The following is a 293-nucleotide window of genomic DNA, read 5'->3' as shown; positions in this document are numbered from 1 at the left end:
CATACCAGCGCGGCACAGGCGGGTATGGCGCCAATATAGCCGATGGCCGACATTGACCAGTGCAAACTCACCTGATTACCTACCAGCGCGCCAGCGCCAATACCAATATTAAAGATGCCTGAAAATAGCGCCATTGCGACATCGGTCGCGTCCGGGGCCAGCGCCAGTACTTTCACCTGCATACCGAGCCCTATCACCATAATCGCGATGCCCCAGAAAATGCTCAGTATGGCCAGATGCGCTTCGCTATCCGCCGCAGGCAGCAGCAGAAGCAGACAGACAACCAGCAGGGC

Annotated in this window: 1 pseudogene; it reads right to left on the bottom strand. The window is 57.3% G+C overall.

Annotated elements, in window-relative coordinates:
- Window positions 1–293, bottom strand: a pseudogene (locus J4G32_RS20830) (hypothetical protein); the annotation flags it as partial.

Source organism: Microvirga antarctica, from assembly GCF_017921815.1.
In the GTDB taxonomy this organism is placed as follows: Bacteria; Pseudomonadota; Alphaproteobacteria; order Rhizobiales; family Beijerinckiaceae; genus Microvirga; species Microvirga antarctica.
This window is presented reverse-complemented; position numbering and strand designations above follow the sequence as displayed.